Raw genomic sequence first — 19,169 nt, forward strand, 5'->3', positions numbered from 1 at the left:
ATAAAAGCCTGTGGTTGTGGCTACGGACTCGCGCTACGCGCGGTGAAAGAGAGCAAGGATCGGGTGCGCAATGCGATTCTCAATTGTCGGCTGAAGTTTCCGGCGCGCCGCATCACATTGAATCTGGCGCCCGCTGATCTGCCCTAAGACGGCGTTCGATCTGGCGATTGCTTGGGCTACTGGCGGCCAGTGTGCAGGTTCCTGCATTGACGCTGGAGGGTATCGAGTGTCTGGGCGAGCTGGCGTTGTCGGGTGCGTTCGGCCAGTCCAGGGCGAGTTACCAGGAGATTTGGCGGCCCGGGAGACTGGGCATACGCTGATTGTGCCGGCAGCGAATGCCGAGGAGGCCTGTCTGGCGTCGGGGTTGAAGGTGATTGCGGTGAATCACCTGCTGGAGCTGGTCTCGCACCTGAATGGGCACGCCGTGATTGAACCGTTCAAATCTAATGGTTTGATTTTGCAGACCTGGCCTTATCCTGATCTCGATGAGGTACAGGACCAGACCGCCGCCAAGCGTGCATTGCTGATGGCGGCGGCTGGCGCGCATAACCTGCTTAGATTGTGTGGTAATGCACCAAAAGCATGACGGCGCGACCGATGAAGCCTAAAGCGTACAGCTATATCCGCTTCAGCAGCCCCGAACAGGCGAAGGGGGTAGCTACCGACGGCTGCGAACGGCGGCTCTTAAGTACTGTGCGGAAAATGGTCTGGAGCTGGCGGATACCAAGGAGTACCGGTTCTTCGATTCGGGCAGGTCTGCTTACACGGGTAAGCGCATCAGTGACGAAGGCGAGTTCGGCCGCTTCCTGAGCTTGGTTAACGACGCTCAGATCAAAACCGGCTCGTACCTGCTTGTCGAGTCACTGGACCGCCTGTCCGGTGACAGGGTGAACATTGCCCTTGCGCAGCTCCTGAATCTCTTAAGGACCGGCATCAAGGTCGTAACCCTCTCGGATGAGCGAACCTATTCAAACGACTCACCCGACTTTGCCACCGAATTGATCGTCAGCATCGCGGTGATGGTGCGGGCACACAATGAGTCCAGCGGAAAAGCAAACGGGTAGCAGATGCTTGGCGGGAGAAGCGTGGACTTGCCCGCAGCGAGAAGAAGGTTCCCCTTGGTGCAGCCTGCACATACTGGTTGAAGCTAGTGAATGGCGCCTACGTTGAAATAGTCGAACGCGTCGAAGTAGAACGCCGCATCTTCGATATGACAATCGCAGGTTACGGCCCAGCGGTCATTCCACGCCGCCTGAACGAAGATGGTGTACCCGTCTTTGGCAGCACGCGGTCGACAAAGGAAAAACTGAGGAACAAAAGCGGGTTGTGGGGCTTCAGCTCCGTACAGAAGATTCTGCATACACCTACCTGCAATGTTACTCGACCAATAAGGGCAAGTGCGGCAACGGCAGCATTCGGATCGAGCAGACAAAAGCCTTCTTCAAGGAAATCCTAACCAACATGGAAAGCATGTCGCTGATTCTCGGCAAGAGTGCAGAGATTCGCAAGAGCCTTGAGGTTGCAGAAGGCCACTTCCGGGTCGTAGCCGATAAGCTGCAACAGGGCCACTGAGGTTTACACGGCCGTCGCTACGCTTGCTGTCGCCAAGCGGATACAAGAGTTGGAAAGCGAACACGCCCAATGCCTTGCCACAAGGGACGAACTCAGGGGGCAGCTTGCATCGCATCGCGTGATCAATAAAGAAGACTATCTCAAGCAGCTGGACCTTGTGACCTACGAAGGTAGAGCTGCCGCCAACAGTCTGCTAAAACGACTGGGCATACAGGTCCAGTTCAAGCGAGACAACCCGAGTCGTTTTCAAGTTCTCGATGAGAACGCTCAGAGCGATATCAGTTGAGTAACGGTTTCTAGCTGGGGAATCAGCAGCTGCGGAACTGAGGTAGGTGGCTACAGGTATGTGGGGATGACGCATTATCGGTTAGAGTAGACGATCAAAAGTGGCTAATGGCCGCCACTCAAGTCAATACCGATCTGGTTAGAGCAGGGCGGGAAACTTGAAATCAAGTAAAAATCGCATACCAAGATTCCCATCTGTCACCCCCCCAAAAAAATCAAGAAGGAGCTTGTAATTGATTTCTGAAGCTGAAATTCATGTAGAAGTCGAAAGAATTATCCGCAGTGGCGATCTCACGTCTCGCATAAGCAAAGATGATTTGGATTTCCTAGAACACACGATCTCCATAAACCCCGACCTTCTACCTGCATTTTCTATAGATGAGTATGTTAGAACCCGCTTTGCGGAATCAGCGTCGACTGTAATCGGCTCACTCAAGTCAGTCGAAGTACTAACCTCAAACAACAATATATCGATCACAAAAAACGAAATCCTCAAGCCAGACCTTGTATGCATCAACCCCGAAACTAACCAGCTGATAATATTCGAACTTAAAAAGTCCAACCAAACCGGACGCCAGGCCCTTACTGAACTTCTTGCTTACGAGCATGAGTTAAAGAACCACTTACCTTTCCTTTCGAACTACGACGCTACGTTTGTCTTAATCTCCACAGAGTGGTCAACACTTCTAGAGCATGCGGCCACTAGCGCAGTTATGTGGTCAAACAAGAACCTGCTATGCCTGCATTTAGAGCCCACACCTAATAACTACCAATTCAAGGTCCACAAGCCGTCCACTTGGAATATTACAGGCACACCTTTCTTTCCGGATGACAGTGTATCAACAATAACAATTTCATTCGAAATCCCTTCAACTATGGATGACGAAGAAGCAGATCACTGCCTTTACAATGCGTTGAGTTTCTACGCCAGAGAAGCAGAGCAGACGGGCCTACATGGATTCGGCTTGTTGAGCAAAAACTTAAACAAGGAAAGCTCTCGCGAAATAACCCTTTGCGCTGCTAGCCCATTCGCATTTTTTGATGCAATGTTAACCAAAGGTAAAATCGATACAGATAAAGGGCATCTAGCTTCAAAGCTCATCAGTCATATAGAAAGCAAAGGCAAGAACTCTGGCATACACACCCTACTAAGGCTTAAGTCAAAAGTACTGGACCCTAGATTAAAAGGCTTCGAGAACATTGAGGTCGGCAAGGTCTCAAACTGGAACATCGTACGCAATGAAATCCAAGAGTCCCGCTTTCCGTTCATGACGGAGTTCTGGGGGCTTCCGGGGGGGTACGCTAGGAGCTACATATCAAACCCTGCAGTACAGAAAGCTCGTTCAAGCATTTTCCCAGCTGGAACTTCGCACTGGCACGACCCGAATGTCGGAATCTGGTTGATCAGAAATCTTTTTGAACAGAAATTCACAAGCGACGGGTTTGTCCGTCCATCGGACTCGCTGAGACTGGGAGTAGCGATTGGACGCCATCTATTCCTGACTGATTTAGCTCGGAAATCTACACAAAAACCAAAGAACCTGTACGCGTTGATGTTCTGGAACTTCGCAAGTTTGGCTGGTTTCATTGATGAAATATTCATTCTAGCGAGAACGGCTAATGATGTCGAACCGCCTACTTCGAGGTTCGATTTCTCGGCTCATGGCAACGAGCCGTTCGATCCAGAACCAGTAGTTAAGTGGATAAAAAGCCAGATACTTCATGACACACCGTTCCATACTGCAACATTTGATTTAGGCTTTAAATTAGCACCCGCGATCACCCCCGAAGACCTAAGCAGGTCTCAATTCAGCAGCATCTATAAATCCGACATGGCACTCATCCATGAGACTGCCGGATACCTTGCAAGCATTATCAAACATGCCATTACTGAAACAGCCTATTGCGAAGATCACAAAAAAGAATTGATCGCTGAAATCAGCAATAAGCTGTGCATCCCTTTAATTAAAAAATCAACAGACTTACGAGCATTTGAAAATCGCTCAATTGATACGCTCTGCGACTTGCTTGCCGTTACTATGCAGCTAGCCAACTCAGTAGTGCCGGCCGTAACGCATCTCTATGACGACCTTCCCCCTATGGTTATTGATTGGGATAATCTCAAGCGTGGGGTAGATGGAATGTATCAGGATGGCAAAAAACGCCCTGCGGTATATATACTGGCCAACGGCATGATTGGGACAGCATCATACGACGACAACTTATATGCCAAATTCATTATGGATATTAAAAACCGTGATGAAGAAGTTTACTTAATGGATGTTTCTAGAGGAATTGAAATGTTCCGAATAGTAAAATGGGAAGAGCTCCGGAACGGATCGGTAATACCACTACCAAAGTAGAGAAGTAGTAAAGCTTGGAGGGCGGTGATTTATCTGTGCGATCAATGCATCTCACGCTGCCCTAAAGGCCACTTAGAAAAATCCTGCAAATTTGGTGTAAGAGATCACAACCTGCTGTTCAGCGGGCATCCGGGCACCGGTAAGACATTGCTTGCCAGCCGTCTGCCTGGTTTGTTACCGCCACTGGATGAGCGTGAAGCGCTGGAGGCGGCGGCGATTCAATCGGTGGCCAGCCATTCGCCGCTAACTAGCTGGCCGCAGCGCCCGTTTCGGCAGCCGCATCATTCGGCGTCAAGTCCGGCGTTGTTCGGCGGTGGCTGTGACATTTCACAATAGATGCAACATACGGATCACCACGAAGCGCTGCCATGGTTCGGTTGACGCCGGACAATCGGTTTTGCGCAGTCGCGATGGCAAGCTCACCGTGTTTCAACCTGCTAGTGCAGGTATCAGGCGTAGTCCAGCAAGGTCTGCCGATTGATCTTCCTCGCATCGTTGAATCCCGGCCCACCTTCGGACCGACACCAGCGCACAAAAGCTTGCCAGCGATCAGTATGGGCTTTGACAGTCCCGTCATTCCCACCGCCAAACAGGTCGAGGAGGGCCAGCGGCCCGGCATAGCTCAATTGCCAACCATAGCCAAAATTGCGCCCATCTCGTCTACCGACAAATGCCATGATCAATCTCCTCTCGAAGCCAAAACCTTTGAAACTTTCCCCACGTCATCCCGCCAAGAATGCTGAGTGTTATCAGGGATCAAGGCCCCTGCGACCTGTGAGGGTTGTCCACTAACGCGGGACTGGCGGCTCTTTACGACCGGGAGCTTGGGCATCTCATGATCTGGCCTCCTGAACACTTCCGAGGAAGTGGGCGGGTGGTGGCTGCATCGGCTGACGAATCCAACGCCGCGAGATCCTGAGTCAGGTAAAAGCAGTGATGCGATGACCGGGGCATGCCTGACTGTCAGTCAGGTGCAGTCCATTCCCTGGGCTGCGGCACCATCATCTGCGTCGCTGTTGCTGGTGACTTCGGTTTTTGTCACGCCGATTGTCACGAGGGGAAATGCCGCAATGCCTTGTACGAGTTGGGCTGCAGCAGCGGTAGGAGCGCCCGTCTCTTTCCGGAAGAAAGAGACGGGCGCAGGTTGGCGCAAGGAAATGGCCAAGCGGATAGGTTGCTGCAGGGCAGCTATGAAAGGGAATGAGTTGCCGCAGTGGGCACGCTGGTAAAAGTAGGCATCCATCACATCGCTGTGACCGTGCGAGCCGCCGGACGCTAATCGCACTTTGGGAGAACCACCACGGTGTGGCGTAGCCTTAAAGGTTCTGGCTACCTGGGTTGCTGTCAACGACAGCGCTTTGCCCGATCTTTTCTACGCCTGTGGATAATTCGGGTCAAGGCACGAATTTTCGGGAGTTCTGCGGCTGTGGATGAAATTATCCACCGGTGGAAATCCGTGGTTTTCCACAGACAGTTGCGTGGGCTTTAGATTTTTTAAGTGAGGTCCATCCAAGCAGGGCGGCTTTGCAGCCCTGTTTGGATGGACCCGCGTGGACAAGCGGATCACTGAAATATGAAGACCGAGCGCTTACTCAGTTGCGCCGCGTTTTGCTTTTAAGCGAGTGACGTTCGGTCCGGTCTGATTCGCGAATTCGTGTGGAGTGACATGCTCCTGCCGGTTGGCCTCCAGGTACCGGTTCCACCAGTTCATGATCAGCCTGCGCTCCTCGATGAACTCGGCCTTGTGGATGTAAGCGGCGCGGACGTTGTTGCGCTCCTTGTGGCTCATCTGCCGTTCAATGGCTGTCTCCGACCACAATCCTGACTCGATCAGTGCGCTGCAGGCCATCGAACGAAATCCATGCCCGCAGATATCGGTTTTGGTGTCGTATCCCATCGTCCGAAGCGCGTTGTTCACGGTATTTTCGGACATGGGCTTCCAGGGTTTGGCATCCCCTGCGAAGACCAATGCGAATTTGCCTGTGAGTGCATGGATTTTTTCGAGTAGCGCCACTGCTTGCGGCGATAAGGGTACTAAATGGATATCCCCTGCCATCTTCGTACCCCTTGTGGAAAAGGGTACTCCCTCCAACGCTGGCCGAGTGTCCGGGATTTCCCAGACGCCGCGCTTGAGGTCGAACTCGCTCCAGCGGGCGAAGCGCAGCTCGCTGGAGCGTACAAACACATGCAGCGACAGCATCACCGTCAGACGGGTAAGTGCCCGGCCTTTATAGGTGTCGATCCGCTCCTGCAGTTCCGGCAGTCGCGATAAGGGTAGAGCGGGGCGATGGACCACCCGCGGGGCCTTGATCGAGCCCTCGAGATCGTAAGCAGGGTTTATGGTGATAAGCCGGAGGCGCTTTGCCTCGCGCATGATGCTCTGCAGGTAGTTTTGTACCCTTAAAGCAACGTCGATCGTTCCGCGCTTCTTGATCGCTTCCAAGGGCTGCATGAGGTCATGGGTGTCGAGGTCGACAATGGCGCGGGCGCCGATCAGCGGGAATACGTGGGTTTTGAGGCGACTCATCACAGTCTTGGAATGGCCTGGTGCCCACTTGGCCGACATTTCCGTATGCCAGTCGAGCGCAACGCTTTCAAAGGTTCTGCCTTTGATCACGGCTTCCGCCTTGGCTTGGTGCTTGGTCTCTATGGGATCAATGCCATCCGCCAGCATTCGCTTGACCTCCAAGCGCTTGCGGCGCGCATCGGCGAGGCCGATGACGGGGTAGTTGCCGAACGAGGTCAGTCCTTCGCGTCCGTCAGGTTTGACGTAACGGAGCCGCCAGCCTTTGCGGCCATTGGGTTGGACTAGGAGGTAGAGGCCATCGCCGTCGAAAAGCTTGTAGGCGCGGTCTGTAGGTTTTGCCAAGCGGCAAGCTGCGTCGGAGAGCGGAGCTGTGGTGCGCGACATAAGGGTACTCCCTTTTATCGAAGTGACCTGTATCCCAAACTCTACCCCTAAAACGGATGGAATCCACCAGTTTCTGACGGAAACCGACGGAACGCCAAAACGAAAAAACCCGCCAGAAGGCGGGTTTTTCGGGGGTTCCAGAGATTTTTAAAGCCTTCTCTGGAACCTTGTATGGTGCCGGCACCAGGAATCGAACCCGGGACCTACTGATTACAAGTCAGTTGCTCTACCATCTGAGCTATACCGGCGTGTGGGCGACGATTATAGCGACTCGGGTGCTTCTGTAAACCCCTGAATTCAGACTATTTTTGCGCCCTCTGCGAATCACGCCCGGCGCAGGACGTTGCGCAGTTTTTGTACAGCGCGCCAGGCGCGGCTGTTTTGCATGGCGCGCAGTTGGGCTTCGGCTTGTTCGGCGCGTTGCAGGGCGGTTTCCAGTGCAGGGTTTACCGGGTGGGCGAGGTTGTGGCCTTTGCACAGCTGGAAGTTGTCGAGGTTGCACGGTGGCAGGTCGAACGCGGGTTTGAGGTTGATGTGTTCGTTGGCGAGGAAGAAGCTGTTGAGGCCGTCGAACAGGACGTTGGTATAGCCGGCGTCGGTCACCAGGTGTTCCCAGGTGTGGTCGCGCTCCCATGGGGTTTCGATGAGGATGATCCAGGGGCGGAAGCGGCTGAAGTCCATGCCGCGCAGGACGGTTTCTTCGTGGCCCTCGACGTCGATTTTCAGGAAGTGGATTGGCCGCTCGGCGGCGTGCTCTTCGCAGATCGAGGTCAGTGTGCGTGCGTTGACAGTGAAGCTTTGCACGTCCATGCCGAGGTTTTTGCGTTCTTGCGCAACGACCGGGTCAGCGGTGGACAGGCCGGTGTCGGCAATGCCGTAGAAAGTCAGTTCGCCCGGCTGGTCGCTGGCCACGCATTGCAGCGTGGTGTCGCGGGGGCGATGCTGGTGGAGTGCGTCGTAGTAGTTCTGCATCGGTTCGACGTTGATGCCTTGCCAGCCGCGATCATAAAAGGCCTTGGTGACCGAGTCGTGGATCGGGTCATTGGCGCCGACGTCGATATAAAAACCGTTTTCAAAATACTGCAGGGCGCGCCAGAGGCGAACGTCCTCGAAATTCTGTGCGTAAGAAATGAACGTCACGGTCGCTTCCTGTCGGTCAGATTTTTCTTGTTCGGGCGTGCGCTACCTGCACGGCACAGGTCTGTATAGCAAGGGCAGATGGCCGGTGCAATTGTCCATTGCCGGCGTTCGCGATTCGGCGGTTATGTCCTTTTGGTCGAGGGCTTATGCACAACAGGCTTTGAAGAGGACGGGCTTAGAGGGGATTTTGTGGACGGGTTCTCATTTGAATCGCAAATCCCTGTTTTGCCAGTTTTTTATTCATATGAACAAAAAATGACCAGCGCTGTTAGTGGCCTGAAACAGCCGTGGATATTGGATCCACGATAATTCCATCAACAGAGTTATCCACAGGCTGTGGAAGATTAAACGCGTTCGGCCAGCAACAGGAAATTGCGCGGTGTGAGCGGCGCTTCGCAGAAGGTGCCGAGACGTACGACGTATCCCTGTTCGTTGAGGAAAAGTGCCCGATCCAGATTCAGCCAAAGCTCCAGCGGCCGTCGGAACAGTCCACGCAGCAGTTCCAGGTTGCGAACTTCGGCTAACCGCTGCCAACCGGCAGCTTCCAGTGCTACCCAATCTGGCGCGCCAACTGTGGATAACTCTTTCAACGCTGCCAGATCGCGGCAGTAATCAGCGAACGGTTTGTCCAGCCAGGCGCTCGGCAGGGACGGCGTCGGCAAGTATTCGTCGACGCCACGCACTTGCCGTTGCAACAGATCGAAAGCCAGTCGGCGGGCCATGGAGGTGTCACGCTGACGTCGGACGCGGGCACCGGCGGTGACGGTTTCGCTCATCGGCAGGGACAGATCTTCCAGCGAGAGCTGTAGGGCGGAGGATGAACCTGCGGAGGACAACGCCTGATATTCAGTGCGACTGATCCGGTTGTAACAGCACGGTGCAATTGCCAGTTGTCGACAGCCAGCGGCGGAGGCCAATTGCATCAGGCGTACATGCAGATCGCCACAAGCATGCAGGGCGACAGGCGTGTGCTCGGCGTGCAGCAATGACGCGGTATTCGCCGCGAGCACATCCTGCTCGACATGCAGCGCATGCAGGTGATGACGCTGACTCAGTGCCTGGCCGCTGGCGACCAACGCCGAGTCGTATTCCAGACAGGTGAGTTGCTGGCCAGTGCCGAGCAGGCGCCGGCCCAAATGGCCTTTGCCCGAACACCAATCCAGCCAGTGCTTCGGTTGCGAGGCAAACGACAAGCGGCTGGCAAAGGCCTCGATCTGCTGCCATTTGCGCCCCGGCACATCGACATTCAAACGATGCCCGGCGGCTTCCAGTGAATGCGCAGGCAATTCACCCACCGCACTCAACTCAAGCGACAGCGCCGCCAATGAAGCAAACGGCTCCGGCGCATCCAGGAGTTCGGCAGGTTGGTTGTGGGCGTTTTCCGCATCTTCCAGCGACCGCCCGCGTAGCCACGAGGCCAGTTCCGGGTAGGACGCTTCCCAGGGAAGTTGCAGATGAATGAACGGGCGGGGCTTCCATAGCGCCTGATGCGCTGTGAGAAATGTATCCAGTGCCGTGAAACGGGCGAGCAGGGCCTCGCCCGTCAACACGTCGGAAGAATCAGCGCCCCTGGCACGCATCGACGCGCAGCCAGCGTTCCAGCAGCTTGAAGCCGCGAACCAGCACGTAGGCCATCACCAGATAGAACACGCCAGCGGCGAAGAAAATCTCCACCGGCAGGTAGGTGCGGGCAATGATCGTGCGCGCCATGCCGGTCAGTTCCAGCAGGGTCACGGTGCTGGCCAGGGCGCTGGCCTTGAGCATCAGGATCACTTCGTTGCTGTAGGCTGGCAGGCCGATACGCGCGGCACGCGGCAGGATGATGTAGAACAGCGCTTTCGGCCGGGACATGCCCAGCGCCCGCGCCGCTTCGATCTCGCCCGGCGGAATCGCCTGGATCGCCCCGCGCAGGATCTCGGCGATGTACGCCGCGGTGTGCAGGGTCATGGTCGCAGTGGCGCACCAGAATGGATCGCGCAGGTACGGCCACATCGAGCTGTTACGCACCGCGTCGAACTGCGCCAGACCGTAATAGACCAGGAACAGTTGAACCAGCAACGGCGTGCCACGGAAAAAGAAGATGTAGGCGTAGGGCAAAGCGCGCACGTACCACAGCTTCGAAGAGCGGGCGATGCCCAGCGGAATCGCCAGCAACAAACCGGCGATCACGGCGATGGCCACCAGTTCCAGGGTCAGCGTTGCGCCTTGGGCCAGTTTCGGCAGCCACTTGATGATGACTTCCCAATTCATTGAGCGCTCCTCGCGAAGCCGCGTGCGGCGCGTTTCTCCAGCAGGTGCATGCCGATCATCGCCAGTACTGTCAGGCACAGGTACATGAGCGCCGCCACCATATAGAAGGTGAATGGCTGCTTGGACACGGTCACGCCGATCTGCGCGTGACGCATGATCTCTTCCAGGCCGATGACCGACACCAGCGCGGTGTCTTTCATCAGGATCATGAACAGGTTGCCCAGGCCGGGCAGGGCGATGCGCCACATCTGCGGCATGATCAGTTTGGTGAAGATCCGCCATTTCGACAGGCCCAGGGCCACGCCAGCCTCGCGGTGGCCTTTGGGAATGGCGAGGATCGCGCCGCGAAACACTTCCGTGGCGTAGGCGCCGAAGCACAGGCCCAGCGCAATGACGCCGGCGGCGAAGGCGCTGAGTTCCAGTCCGGGATTGCCGAAAAACTCACCGAGCGCGCGCATGGCGTTGACCGTACCGAAGTAGATCAACAGCACCCAGAGCAATTCCGGGACGCCGCGCACCAGGGTCGAATAGGTTCCGCCAAGCCATTGCAGCGGCTTGTACGGGGAAGTCTTGGCCAAGGCGCCGAGCAGACCGAGCACCAGCCCCAGGCACAGGGCCGAAAGTGCCAGTTTGACGGTCATCAGCGCGCCGGCGAAGAGCGCCGGGCCGAATCCGTAGAGGTCGATAATCATGGATTTCTTTTCAAATCGCGGCAGGCAAGGCCGGGGATCGGCACCGTCATGTGACGGCGCCGATCCGGCAGGTCAGGATCAGTAGATGCTGAACGGGAAGTACTTGTCGTTGATCTTCTTGTAGGTGCCGTCGGCAACGATTTCCTTCAGCGCAGCGTTCAGCTTCTCGCGGATCGGGTCGCCTTTACGTACAGCGATACCGATCTTGTCGCTTTCTTCCACCGGATCGCCCTTGAATTCATAGGCTTTGCCGGCGTCGCTTTTCAGCCACTCGTAGTTGACGTATTTGTCGGCGAGGATGCCGTCCAGACGACCGGAAGTCAGGTCGAGGTAGGCGTTTTCCTGGGTGTCGTAGAGTTTCACTTCGACGCCCGGCATGTTGTCTTCCATGAAGGTGCCGGCGAGGGTCGCGCGCTGGGCGCCGATCACTTTGCCTTTGAGGGAGTCCTTGTCGGTCTTGAACTCTTTATCCTTCGGCGCGATGAATTGCAGCTTGTTGGAGTAGTACGGGTCGGTGAAGTCCACCGCTTGCTTGCGCTCGTCGGTAATGGACATCGAGGAGATCAGGAAGTCGAACTTCTTGGCGTTCAGGGCCGGGATGATGCCGTCCCAGTCCGAAGTGACGACGGAGCATTCAACTTTCATCTTGGCGCACAGGGCGTCGCCGATGTCTTTGTCGAAGCCGACGACGTTACCGCTGGCGTCTTTGTTGTTGAACGGCGGGTAAGCCGCTTCGATGCCCATCTTCAGGGTCTCGGCCATGGCACCGGCGCTGAACGCGAGGGTGACGGCGGCGGCCAGGAAGACCTTTTTGTAGTTCTGCATGCGGGTAGCTCCGTTAGCGGTTGCTGGACATGAATTGTTTGCAGCGCGCCGAAAGCGGGTTTTCGAACACCTGCTGTGGCGATCCTTGCTCTTCTACCAGGCCCTGGTGGAGGAACACCACTTCGCTGGAGACCTGACGGGCAAAGCCCATCTCGTGGGTCACGAGCAACATGGTGCGGCCTTCTTCGGCCAATGCGCGGATGACATTAAGTACTTCCTGGACCATTTCCGGGTCAAGGGCGGAGGTGGGCTCGTCGAACAGGATCACCTTGGGCTGCATCGCCAGCGTGCGGGCAATCGCCGCGCGCTGTTGCTGGCCGCCGGACAGTTGCGCCGGATAGGCGTGGCGCTTGTCGGCGATGCCGACCTTGGCCAGCAGCGCTTCGGCGACTTCGATGGCTTCGGCCTTGCTCTGGCCGAGCACGCGGCGCGGGGCTTCGATGATGTTGTCGAGCACGCTCATGTGCGGCCACAGATTAAAGTTTTGAAACACAAAACCAATCTCGGAGCGCAGGCGGTTGATCTGCTTGCCGTCTGCGGCAACCAGTTCGCCATTCTTGGCGGCCTTGAGCTTGAGTTCTTCCCCGGCCACCAGGATCTGGCCCTGATGCGGGTTTTCCAACAGGTTGATGCAACGCAGGAACGTGGACTTGCCGGAACCGGAGGAACCCAGGATCGAGATCACATCGCCGTCGCGGGCGGTCAGCGAGATGCCTTTGAGCACCTCAAGCTGTCCGTAGCGTTTGTGCAAGTTGCGGATTTCAAGCGCGGGCGTGGCCTCAGCCATGTGCGTTCCTCATATATGTTGCGCTCCTGCTGTTGGTTGGCCTTCCTGGCGAGGCGGCCAAGCTAGCATAGCGTTTCAATGGCAGCCAACAGCGCTACGAGCGGTAAACGGATGGCGTGTGGCAGGTTGTCGCATCGGCGCAGCAGACTGTCGCCCCATCAACAACCGAACGGGTGTTTGAACGTTGATTCCCGTGGGTGTCGCGTAAAAAAAGGCGCGATGTTGCCACCTTTGGCGGGGTGTTGGAAGCGCTATCCGGCCGATCGTTCCTCATTCGCCCTTTTATTGTGCATCCCGCACTTTTTCAGTGTGTTTCTGGTGCGCTCGTTCGTTTGAAAAGTGAGTCGCAGGGTAACGCTTTGGCGAAAGGCCATTATTCTCAAGGACTTGCGATGACTGTCCGGTCGCGCGGAAAACCGCAGAGCAGAAGAGTTTGAAACATTTTGGCGCATTTATTGCGTGCAGAATCCGGAACGCCCCGTTGGATTCTTTTTACGAGAAGGAACGCCAGACGGGCCGGACGCAATCGCTTTCCTCGCAAAGGTAGTTCCAATGAGCAGTACCCAAAGCTCCAATGGCCTCGAACAGGGGCTCAAACCGCGTCATGTGACCATGCTGTCGATCGCCGGGGTGATCGGTGCAGGTCTGTTCGTCGGCTCCGGCCACGCCATCGCCGCTGCCGGTCCCGCTGTTCTGCTGGCTTACGCCGCTGCTGGCGCGCTGGTTGTGTTGGTGATGCGCATGCTCGGCGAAATGGCGGTTGCCTCGCCTGACACTGGCTCGTTCTCGACTTACGCCGACCGCGCTATCGGTCACTGGGCCGGTTTCACCATCGGCTGGCTGTACTGGTGGTTCTGGGTTTTGGTGATTCCGCTGGAAGCCAACGCCGCCGCAACCATCCTGCATGCGTGGTTCCCGGGTGTGGATATCTGGGCGTTCGCGCTGATCATCACCATGCTGCTGACGGTGACCAACCTGTTCAGCGTGAAAAACTACGGTGAGTTTGAATTCTGGTTCGCCCTGCTCAAAGTCGTGGCGATCATCGGTTTCATCATTCTTGGCGTCGCGGCCATTTTCGGCTTCCTGCCGAACAGCCAGGTCAGCGGCGTGTCGCACATCTTCGACACCCAGGGCTTCCTGCCGAACGGCATGGGCGCAGTGCTGGGCGCGATCCTGACCACCATGTTCTCCTTCATGGGTACCGAGATCGTGACCATTGCGGCCGCGGAATCGAAGAACCCGGGCAAGCAGATCTCCAAGGCCACCAACTCGGTGATCTGGCGAATCGGCCTGTTCTACCTCGTTTCGATCTTCATCGTTGTGGCCCTGGTGCCATGGAACGACCCGGTTCTGGCCAGCGTCGGTTCCTACCAGACCGTACTTGAGCGCATGGGCATCCCGAACGCCAAGATGATCGTCGACATCGTGGTTCTGGTCGCTGTAACCAGCTGCCTGAACTCGGCGCTGTACACCTCTTCGCGCATGCTGTTCTCCCTCGGCAAGCGCGGCGATGCCCCGGCCATGGCGACCCGCACCAACAAAAGCGGCACCCCTTACTGGGCGGTAATGCTGTCCACTGGCGCGGCGTTCCTGTGCACCTTCGCCAACTACGTAGCCCCGGCGGCGGTGTTCGAGTTCCTGCTGGCCAGCTCCGGCGCGATCGCGCTGCTGGTGTACCTGGTGATCGCGATTTCGCAACTGCGCATGCGTAAACAACGCATGGCTCGCGGCGAGAAAATCGTCTTCAGCATGTGGCTGTTCCCGGGCCTGACCTACGCGGTGATCGTGTTCATCGTGGCGGCCCTGACCATCATGCTGTTCCAGGATGCCCATCGCGTGGAAATCCTCGCGACCGGCCTGCTCAGCCTGCTGGTGGTCGCGGCCGGTCTGCTGGTGGCTCGCCGCCGCAATCTGGAAAAGCGTGGCGCCGCGGTGCTGAACTGATCCGCAACGTGTAACGCAAAACGGCCGCTGTCAGTGATGACAAGCGGCCGTTTTTGTTACTGCGAGCGGTTTATTCGCTCTTCTCTTCCTGCGCTTCCACCGACTGACCGTAGGTGTCCAGCGCAATCCCGAAATCGCTGATGAACTGCGGTTCGCTCAGCCACGCCTGGGCGGTCTCGCGATCCATGCCATCGGCCCACATGCGGTAGTCGATCAGCATGTCGGCGGCCAGGTGAGTGGCGGCCATGCCTTCGTTCTCGGCGTTTTCCATGTCCAGCAGTTCAGGATGGTCGACGATGATGAACGCCAGTTCACGCAGCAGCGTCAGGAGCATTTCGTTGCGGCTGACGGCTTCGGCGTCGCGCATCTTGCTGAACATCGCCAGGGTGTATTCCGGGATCGGCTCGGCGAGGTGGCCGAGGTCATCGTCCTGCGCCAGGGGTTTGCGACCGACCATGCGGATCTGCTTGGCTTTGGCCTTGGCGCGTTTGGCGCGTTTCTGTTGCTTGTTCAGGGATGCCATGGGAACTCAGTTTTTCTGTTGGGTTTGTGCGGCGATTGCGTCGGACGCGGCCACATAGTCTTTCTGGAAATCCGGCGATTCGATCCACGCCAGAGCGCCAGCCTCGTCAGTCTCGGTGGCCCACTGGCGGTACTCGATCAGCGCGGCGAGGATGAAATCCATCGCGCCTTCTTCGCCTTCCTGCTCGTACACCAGCTCCAGCAGCGGGTCTTCGAGGAACGCGGTGCACAGGGCCTGCTGGCTGATCTTCTCGGCGTCGATCATTTTCTTGAACAGTTCGGTCAGGTCCACCGATTCGAAATCGATGCGGTCGTCGTTCGGGTCCAGCTCGACCGGCGCCTCGGCACGTTTAGTGCGGTTCTGCTTGGCCTTGGTCTTGGCCCGGGCGGCGCGTTTTTGCTGTTTGTTGGCGGAAGCCATGGTGTGTGTTCCGTGGTGCGTTAAAGGGCTTGGCTGCGTGGGATTTCGCACCCCGGTGTGTCGGAGGCCAGTTCGCCGGTCTGCAGCCAGGTCAGAGCGATGGGCCATAGTGTGGCTTGGTATGCGCTGCGAAAAAAGGCGAAATGTCCGACTTGCTGTTCGCCGATGTCCTGCGGCTCGATTCGCAGGTGGGTCTTTTGTGCATTGTGGAAGTAAGCCAGCAGGCGTTCGATGGCGGGAATCGTGCCGTAGGGATCGTCACTGATGCTGATTGCCAAGGCTTTGGCCCGGACGTTGGCGAAGGGCAGGTTGCGGATCGTTCTACCGCTCGGACGCCGCTCATAACGTGCGGCAGGTGTGCTCCAGTCGCGCACCACGCCGGCGGGCGTGTCTTCCAGCCAGCCAAGTCGCTTGCCCGGAAAATATCCACAGAACAGCGTGACCAGCGGCATCAGCAGATGCCATTTGCCGAACATCCGCCAGCGATGCCCGGGCGCGTAATCGCGCCAGTAAGCGAACTGCGCGCCAACCGTCACCAGTCGTCGGATTACCTGTCCGGACGCCCCCAGGCCTGCTGCGCAGCCGCCGAAGCTGTGCCCGACCACATCGATCGGCTGACCGGGAAACTCCCGCTGTGCGCGTTTTAGCATCGCCTCGAAATCCAGCGCGCCCCAATCCGTCCACGAAGCCTGCAAATGCCTCATCGACTTTGGCCGCGACTCGCCAATGCCGCGGTAGTCGAAAATGATCACGTCAAAGCCTTTGGCGAACAGGTACGCCGCGAAGCGCGAGTAGTGGCGGCAACGCACGGATGTGGCGGCGTTGATGATGACCACCGGGCGCTGTAGGTCCGGCGAAGGGTGACGCCAGGTGAAACCGCCGAGCAGATAGCCGTCGGCGGCGGGCTCGTGGAAGGGTGCGTCCTGAACATCGCTGGCGAGCGCGGTTCTGTTTTGGGGATCTTCCAGTGCGTGCGTCTCTTGAAAACCCATGGCTCTCGACCTTCGCGGAGTAGCTGCCAACGATAGTCCCAGCCAGCTCGGTGAACAATCCGTCGACGGTCAATCAGCCGTCTGTTCGCTCAAGCGCTCTTCCAGCCGCGTGTGTTCACGGTTCAACTCCGCGCGTAACTCCTCTTCGCTCGGCAGCACCAGTTTGTAGCTGCTGGCGAACAGTTGTTCATTGCCCTTGAGGATCGTGTAGCGCGCAACCGATTCATTTTGCTGTGCGCAGAGGATGATCCCCACCGTTGGCCCGTCGCCCTCGCTGCGTTTGAGGTCGTCGTACATGCGGATGTACATATCCATCTGGCCCACGTCGCGGGCGCTGAGTTTGCCGCGCTTCAAATCGAGGATGACGAAGCATTTGAGCAGGTAGTTATAGAACACGAGGTCGATGTAAAAGTCATCGTCGCCAGCGCTGATGCGTTGCTGGCGACCGACAAAAGCGAAGCCTTTGCCCAGCTCAAGGAGAAATCCCTGGAGCTGGTCGATCAAGGCCTGTTCCAGTTCGGATTCCTGAAGTTTGCCCGGTGATGGCAGGCCGAGAAACTCCAGAAGGACGGGGTCGCGGATGAATTCCCGGGGATTGCTTTTCATCGCGGCAATGTTGGTCGCGGCCTCTGCATAGACGTCGGTTTTGTCTCGGCTCAGCAACAGGCGTTCGTAGTAGAGCGTGTTGATCTGGCGATCAAGGGCGCGGCTTGACCAGTTTTGTGCAGCGGCTTCGTTCATGTACCACTGCCGGGCCGGTTCGCTTTCGACCTGCAATATCCTGCGGTAATGGGTCCAGCTCAATTCGAGACGCAGTGCGTCTCGAATTGGAAAGAGCTGATAAAACTGCCGCATTTTTCGAAGATTGGTAACGTCGAAGCCTTTCCCAAAGTCCGCAGTCAGTTCCTTTGCCAACGTAGCCAGAAGCTGTTTTCCATACCCCGCGCGCCGGGCACCCTGTTGCTCGAACTCGACAATGTGTCGCCCGATCTGCCAGCAGGTCTGGACCTGAATCGTGTCGACCGTTCGCAGCACTTTCTGCCGCGCCTCTCGTATCAGTTCGCCCAGGTTGCCCAGCAGCGAATCAATTTTTGGATCTTGCGTGTCAGCAGGTTGTAGTTGGCTCATCAAGTCTTCCGGCTCAGGGGGAACAGAAGCAAGAGCATGCCAATTGCCTTGGCCTGGGGATGCCGGCCGCATCTGATGCCACTGAAGGAACAGTGGGCGGGTTTTGCGAGATCAGGCTGACGAAGTCTGCGAACGAGGAGTACGGCGTGTAGTCCTTTTCGTATCAACCGCAACTCCCAATCGTTCTAAAACCCACCCCGCAAGACAAAATCTAAACAGAGGTAACGATTGGGTTCCGCGAGAACCCGGGAGTCGTCCTCATGAAACGCGTTCTTTCATTCGTGCTGCCCGTCGCCGCTGCGGCGATATTGCTGTTTCCGCTCATGGCGCAGGCTGCGAGTCTGGAGCCGATCAACAATTCCGCTGTGCAGGTTCAGCAGCAAGAGCAAAACGGTGTTCGTTATCTGGCCGGCGGGATTGGTGAAGATGAGTCGAAAGCCATTCAGCAATCCGCGGGCTACAACCTGCACATGACCTTCGCTGTCGGTACGCAAAACGAATACACCGCCGATGTCGACGTGATGATTCAGAAAGCCCCCGGCCAGACCGTGCTGACGCTGAATCAGACCGGGCCATTGGTCTACGTGCAGTTACCGCCCGGCAAATACACGGTCGTCGCGACCCGCAATGGTGAAACGCGCCGGGATGCGGCGGAAATTGGCGGCGGTGCTGCGCGTAATCTGGTGTTCCACTGGAACGACAACAGCTAGGGACGTTGCCGGTCGCGCCGGGATGGCGCGACCGTTGCCGTGCGGCCCAGCCAGATCAATAACCACGCGGCGCCCGACAGGAAGAGGGCGAGGAGGCAATGCGTGGCGACGGCGAACCAGAAATTCACCGGTTGTGCGGCCAGCGAATACACGGCGAAGCGTTTGCCGCGTGCCATGTTGCCGATGCGGCCCTGAATCAGGCCGTTCACCGTTTCATAAGTGATCAGGCCTACGCAGAGGGTCAGTACGATGCCGAGAGCGATCATCAGCCAGTCGGTGCGTTTTACGGGTGGCGCAGGATGGGGCAGGGGGACGCGGGTTCTTTTCTGGTTCATCGCGGTGATGACCCTCTTCCGTAAGGGTTGAGCAACGTATCGCCAATTCCGGCCTGCAAGAAGGGCGGAATCGGGCCGTGATCAAATCGCAGGCATAAAAAAACCCTGAATCTTGCGATTCAGGGTTTTCGGTATTTGGTGCCCAGAGACGGAATCGAACCGCCGACACGGGGATTTTCAATCCCCTGCTCTACCGACTGAGCTATCTGGGCAACGGGGCGCATTAAAAGGGTTTTTCGGATTTACGTCAAACACTTTTTTAAAATTTCTTAAATTAATTCCGTCGCTTACG

The 19,169-nt window shown here is 57.0% G+C and carries 18 protein-coding genes, 2 tRNA genes and 3 pseudogenes; 8 read left to right on the top strand and 15 right to left on the bottom strand.

Annotated features, from left to right (window positions below; genetic code table 11):
* Positions 1 to 24: 24 nt before the first annotated feature.
* From PDR5_RS29025 to PDR5_RS29040, 6 genes and pseudogenes are all read left to right on the top strand, one after another.
* Positions 25 to 556: pseudogene (locus PDR5_RS29025) on the top strand (magnesium chelatase domain-containing protein); the annotation flags it as partial.
* 112 nt (positions 557 to 668) lie between these two features.
* Entirely contained in the window at positions 669 to 1,064 is a 396-nt protein-coding gene (locus PDR5_RS30365; protein ID WP_082934348.1) for a recombinase family protein, read from the top strand.
* Between the two features lie 146 nt (positions 1,065 to 1,210).
* Positions 1,211 to 1,456, top strand: a complete 246-nt coding sequence (locus PDR5_RS30370) for a hypothetical protein (RefSeq protein WP_442963857.1) — start codon at positions 1,211 to 1,213, stop codon at positions 1,454 to 1,456.
* 165 nt (positions 1,457 to 1,621) lie between these two features.
* On the top strand, positions 1,622 to 1,858 hold the full coding sequence (locus PDR5_RS01520; protein WP_064592796.1) for a hypothetical protein: 237 nt from the start codon (positions 1,622 to 1,624) through the stop codon (positions 1,856 to 1,858).
* Positions 1,859 to 2,090: 232 nt separating this feature from the next.
* Positions 2,091 to 4,220 carry a hypothetical protein gene (locus PDR5_RS01525; RefSeq protein WP_064592798.1) on the top strand — a complete coding sequence of 710 codons (2,130 nt, stop codon included), beginning with the start codon at positions 2,091 to 2,093 and terminating at the stop codon, positions 4,218 to 4,220.
* Between the two features lie 105 nt (positions 4,221 to 4,325).
* A pseudogene (locus PDR5_RS29040) lies at positions 4,326 to 4,538 on the top strand (ATP-binding protein); the annotation flags it as partial.
* Between the two features lie 22 nt (positions 4,539 to 4,560).
* Here the strand turns inward: PDR5_RS29040 and PDR5_RS01530 are convergent.
* The 9 genes and pseudogenes from PDR5_RS01530 to PDR5_RS01575 form a co-directional block, all read right to left on the bottom strand.
* Positions 4,561 to 4,897, bottom strand: a pseudogene (locus PDR5_RS01530) (nucleotidyltransferase family protein); the annotation flags it as partial.
* 911 nt (positions 4,898 to 5,808) lie between these two features.
* A complete protein-coding gene (locus PDR5_RS01540) occupies positions 5,809 to 7,131 on the bottom strand; it encodes a tyrosine-type recombinase/integrase (protein WP_064592802.1) in 1,323 nt (440 codons plus the stop codon).
* 172 nt (positions 7,132 to 7,303) lie between these two features.
* A tRNA-Thr gene (locus tag PDR5_RS01545) sits at positions 7,304 to 7,379 on the bottom strand.
* Between the two features lie 76 nt (positions 7,380 to 7,455).
* A complete protein-coding gene (locus PDR5_RS01550; RefSeq protein WP_064592804.1) occupies positions 7,456 to 8,271 on the bottom strand; it encodes an FkbM family methyltransferase in 816 nt (271 codons plus the stop codon).
* Positions 8,272 to 8,615: 344 nt separating this feature from the next.
* The gene (locus PDR5_RS01555; protein WP_064592807.1) at positions 8,616 to 9,851 is read right to left on the bottom strand and encodes a methyltransferase; all 1,236 of its coding nucleotides are present in this window, start codon (positions 9,849 to 9,851) and stop codon (positions 8,616 to 8,618) included.
* On the bottom strand, positions 9,832 to 10,521 hold the full coding sequence (locus PDR5_RS01560; RefSeq protein ID WP_007952568.1) for an ABC transporter permease: 690 nt from the start codon (positions 10,519 to 10,521) through the stop codon (positions 9,832 to 9,834). Before PDR5_RS01560 ends, PDR5_RS01555 begins: the two co-directional genes overlap by 20 nt.
* The gene (locus PDR5_RS01565) at positions 10,518 to 11,213 is read right to left on the bottom strand and encodes an ABC transporter permease (RefSeq protein WP_064592809.1); all 696 of its coding nucleotides are present in this window, start codon (positions 11,211 to 11,213) and stop codon (positions 10,518 to 10,520) included. The genes PDR5_RS01560 and PDR5_RS01565 overlap by 4 nt, the downstream gene beginning before the upstream one ends.
* Before the next feature lie 78 nt (positions 11,214 to 11,291).
* Complete coding sequence (locus PDR5_RS01570; protein ID WP_064592811.1) at positions 11,292 to 12,038, bottom strand: ABC transporter substrate-binding protein; 747 nt, start codon at positions 12,036 to 12,038, stop codon at positions 11,292 to 11,294.
* A gap of 13 nt (positions 12,039 to 12,051) precedes the next feature.
* A complete protein-coding gene (locus PDR5_RS01575) occupies positions 12,052 to 12,825 on the bottom strand; it encodes an ABC transporter ATP-binding protein (protein ID WP_007897462.1) in 774 nt (257 codons plus the stop codon).
* A gap of 552 nt (positions 12,826 to 13,377) precedes the next feature.
* Between PDR5_RS01575 and gabP the strand changes: the two genes are divergently transcribed.
* Complete coding sequence (gabP, locus tag PDR5_RS01580; RefSeq protein ID WP_007952562.1) at positions 13,378 to 14,769, top strand: GABA permease; 1,392 nt, start codon at positions 13,378 to 13,380, stop codon at positions 14,767 to 14,769.
* A 70-nt stretch (positions 14,770 to 14,839) separates the two neighbouring features.
* On the opposite strand, the gene PDR5_RS01585 is transcribed toward gabP, so the two are convergent.
* From PDR5_RS01585 to PDR5_RS01600, 4 genes are all read right to left on the bottom strand, one after another.
* Complete coding sequence (locus tag PDR5_RS01585) at positions 14,840 to 15,292, bottom strand: hypothetical protein (protein WP_039764661.1); 453 nt, start codon at positions 15,290 to 15,292, stop codon at positions 14,840 to 14,842.
* Positions 15,293 to 15,298: 6 nt separating this feature from the next.
* On the bottom strand, positions 15,299 to 15,712 hold the full coding sequence (locus tag PDR5_RS01590) for a hypothetical protein (protein WP_064592813.1): 414 nt from the start codon (positions 15,710 to 15,712) through the stop codon (positions 15,299 to 15,301).
* A 20-nt stretch (positions 15,713 to 15,732) separates the two neighbouring features.
* Complete coding sequence (locus PDR5_RS01595; RefSeq protein WP_064592815.1) at positions 15,733 to 16,704, bottom strand: alpha/beta hydrolase family protein; 972 nt, start codon at positions 16,702 to 16,704, stop codon at positions 15,733 to 15,735.
* A gap of 69 nt (positions 16,705 to 16,773) precedes the next feature.
* The gene (locus PDR5_RS01600) at positions 16,774 to 17,832 is read right to left on the bottom strand and encodes a PDDEXK nuclease domain-containing protein (RefSeq protein WP_064592817.1); all 1,059 of its coding nucleotides are present in this window, start codon (positions 17,830 to 17,832) and stop codon (positions 16,774 to 16,776) included.
* A 260-nt stretch (positions 17,833 to 18,092) separates the two neighbouring features.
* Between PDR5_RS01600 and PDR5_RS01605 the strand changes: the two genes are divergently transcribed.
* Positions 18,093 to 18,542 (top strand): hypothetical protein, encoded by a 450-nt coding sequence (locus tag PDR5_RS01605; protein WP_064592819.1) that lies wholly within the window; start codon positions 18,093 to 18,095, stop codon positions 18,540 to 18,542.
* Here the strand turns inward: PDR5_RS01605 and PDR5_RS01610 are convergent.
* Together PDR5_RS01610 and PDR5_RS01615 are read right to left on the bottom strand one after the other, a co-directional pair.
* The gene (locus tag PDR5_RS01610) at positions 18,539 to 18,877 is read right to left on the bottom strand and encodes a hypothetical protein (protein ID WP_064592821.1); all 339 of its coding nucleotides are present in this window, start codon (positions 18,875 to 18,877) and stop codon (positions 18,539 to 18,541) included. The genes PDR5_RS01605 and PDR5_RS01610 overlap by 4 nt on opposite strands.
* 136 nt (positions 18,878 to 19,013) lie before the next feature.
* Positions 19,014 to 19,089 (bottom strand) — tRNA-Phe (locus PDR5_RS01615).
* Positions 19,090 to 19,169 lie beyond the last annotated feature (80 nt).

The sequence above is a fragment of the Pseudomonas sp. DR 5-09 genome (assembly GCF_001655595.1).
Classification (GTDB): Bacteria; Pseudomonadota; Gammaproteobacteria; order Pseudomonadales; family Pseudomonadaceae; genus Aquipseudomonas; species Aquipseudomonas pharyngis.